The sequence below is a fragment of the Pseudonocardia sp. ICBG601 genome (assembly GCF_020496245.1).
The window spans coordinates 1-2,902 of record NZ_JAHLJA010000120.1 but is presented as its reverse complement, the minus strand read 5'-3'; the positions used below and the strand labels follow the sequence as shown (position 1 = coordinate 2,902).

The window sequence follows — 2,902 nt, the reverse complement described above, 5'->3', positions numbered from 1 at the left end:
GGACTGCTGGGGCACCGTCGCGCACACCGGCGACGACGGCGGCGGCGACCGTCACGACCAGCGCCGCCAGCGCACGCCGGGCGGTCACCGGTCGCCGCCCGGGTCGATGATGGCGCGCTCGGCGGGCTGCATCGGCGCGTGCTCCTCGGGGCGCAGCCGCCACAGGTCCTCCTCGCGCAGGTCGCGGCCGATCCCCTGCGGCGGGGTCGGCACCGAGCTGCCGTTGCGCCGGTCCCCGGCCGCGGCGGCGGGCGGGCCGAGCGGTAGCGGCGAGGCGGTGATGTGCCCGCCCACCTCGCGCGGCAGGGTCAGCCGGAACGCCGAGCCATTGCCCGGCTCGCCCCAGGCCTGCAGCCAGCCGCCGTGCAGCCGGGCGTCCTCGATGCTGATCGACAGCCCGAGCCCGGTGCCGCCGCTGCGCCGGGCCCGCGACTCCTCGGCCCGCCAGAACCGGTTGAACACCAGGTCGGCCTCGCCGGGCCGCAGCCCGACGCCGTGGTCGCGCACGACGACGGCGACCGCGGCGTCGTCGCCGGCCACCGTCACCTCCACCGGGCGGCCCTCGCCGTGGTCGATCGCGTTCGCGACGAGGTTGCGCACGATGCGCTCCACCCGGCGCGGGTCGGCCTCGATCAGCTCGCCCGCCGGCAGATCCAGGACGAGGTCGGTGCCGGCGTCGGCGGCGATGCCGCGCACCGCGTCGGACGCCCGCCGCACCACCGCGGACAGGTCGACCCGTTCGGCACCCAGCTCGGCCACGCCGGCGTCGAGACGGGAGATCTCCAGCAGGTCGGCGAGCAGCTCCTCGAACCGGTCGAGCTCGGTGACCAGCAGCTCGGAGCTGCGGCGCAGCGCCGGGAGCAGCTCGTCACGGGAGGCGTAGAGGACGTCGGCGGCCATCCGCACGGTGGTCAGCGGCGTGCGCAGCTCGTGGCTGACGTCGGAGGTGAACCGCCGCTGCAGCGCCCCGAACTCCTCGAGCTGGGCGATCTGCGCGGCGAGGCTGCCCGCCATCTCGTTGTAGGACTCGGCGAGCCGGGCGACCTCGTCCTCGCCGCGCACGGCCATCCGCTCGTCGAGGTGTCCCCCGGCGAAGCGTTCGGCGACGTCGGCGGCGTGCCGGATCGGGCGGACCACCTGCCGGGTGACGAGGCTGGCGATCGCGGCCAGCAGCACCAGCAGCACCAGCCCGCCGACGATCAGCGTGCTCTGCACCAGCCCGAGGGTCAGCTGCTCGCCGTTGAGCGGGAACAGCAGGTAGAACTGCAGCTCCCGGCCCGCAGTGGCGATCTTCTGCCCGATGACGAGGTTCGGGACGCCGTCGACGGTCGTGTACTGGCGGTTCAGGCTGTCCAGCGACCCGCGGGCGGTGATGTCCTGCTGGCGCGCGGTGATCTGGCCGACGTCGCCGGCGGACACCTCGGGCCCGTTCGCCGACCCGGTGGTCAGCTGACCACCGGGTCGGCGAACGGGCCCGAGGTGTCCGCCGGCGACGTCGGCCAGATCACCGCGCGCCAGCAGGACATCACCGCCCGCGGGTCGCTGGACAGCCTGAACCGCCAGTACACGACCGTCGACGGCGTCCCGAACCTCGTCATCGGGCAGAAGATCGCCACTGCGGGCCGGGAGCTGCAGTTCTACCTGCTGTTCCCGCTCAACGGCGAGCAGCTGACCCTCGGGCTGGTGCAGAGCACGCTGATCGTCGGCGGGCTGGTGCTGCTGGTGCTGCTGGCCGCGATCGCCAGCCTCGTCACCCGGCAGGTGGTCCGCCCGATCCGGCACGCCGCCGACGTCGCCGAACGCTTCGCCGGGGGACACCTCGACGAGCGGATGGCCGTGCGCGGCGAGGACGAGGTCGCCCGGCTCGCCGAGTCCTACAACGAGATGGCGGGCAGCCTCGCCGCGCAGATCGCCCAGCTCGAGGAGTTCGGGGCGCTGCAGCGGCGGTTCACCTCCGACGTCAGCCACGAGCTGCGCACGCCGCTGACCACCGTGCGGATGGCCGCCGACGTCCTCTACGCCTCCCGTGACGAGCTGCTCCCGGCGCTGCGCCGCAGCTCCGAGCTGCTGGTCACCGAGCTCGACCGGTTCGAGGAGCTGCTCGCCGACCTGCTGGAGATCTCCCGTCTCGACGCCGGCGTGGCCGAGCTGGGTGCCGAACGGGTCGACCTGTCCGCGGTGGTGCGGCGGGCGTCCGACGCGGTGCGCGGCATCGCCGCCGACGCCGGCACCGACCTCGTCCTGGATCTGCCGGCGGGCGAGCTGATCGAGGCCGACCCGCGCCGGGTGGAGCGCATCGTGCGCAACCTCGTCGCGAACGCGATCGACCACGGCGAGGGCCGCCCGGTGGAGGTGACGGTGGCCGGCGACGACGCCGCGGTCGCCGTCGTCGTGCGCGACCACGGCGTCGGGCTGCGGCCCGGCGAGGCCGACCTGGTGTTCAACCGGTTCTGGCGGGCCGAGGAGTCGCGGGCCCGGCGCAGCGGCGGCACCGGGCTCGGGCTGTCGATCAGCATCGAGGACGCCCGGCTGCACGGCGGCTGGCTGCAGGCCTGGGGCGAGCCGGGCAATGGCTCGGCGTTCCGGCTGACCCTGCCGCGCGAGGTGGGCGGGCACATCACCGCCTCGCCGCTACCGCTCGGCCCGCCCGCCGCCGCGGCCGGGGACCGGCGCAACGGCAGCTCGGTGCCGACCCCGCCGCAGGGGATCGGCCGCGACCTGCGCGAGGAGGACCTGTGGCGGCTGCGCCCCGAGGAGCACGCGCCGATGCAGCCCGCCGAGCGCGCCATCATCGACCCGGGCGGCGACCGGTGACCGCCCGGCGTGCGCTGGCGGCGCTGGTCGTGACGGTCGCCGCCGCCGTCGTCGCCGGGTGCGCGACGGTGCCCCAGCAGTCCGACGT

1 protein-coding gene and 1 pseudogene are annotated in these 2,902 nt (G+C 75.4%); one reads left to right on the top strand and one right to left on the bottom strand.

Translation table 11 applies throughout. The features are described 5' to 3' along the window. Positions 1-84 precede the first annotated feature (84 nt). Complete coding sequence (gene mtrB, locus KPL57_RS26800; protein WP_308253035.1) at positions 85-1,419, bottom strand: MtrAB system histidine kinase MtrB; 1,335 nt, start codon at positions 1,417-1,419, stop codon at positions 85-87. A gap of 30 nt (positions 1,420-1,449) precedes the next feature. On the opposite strand from mtrB (KPL57_RS26800), the pseudogene mtrB (KPL57_RS26795) reads away from it, so the two are divergent. Beyond that, positions 1,450-2,814: pseudogene (gene mtrB, locus KPL57_RS26795) on the top strand (MtrAB system histidine kinase MtrB); the annotation flags it as partial. Positions 2,815-2,902 lie beyond the last annotated feature (88 nt).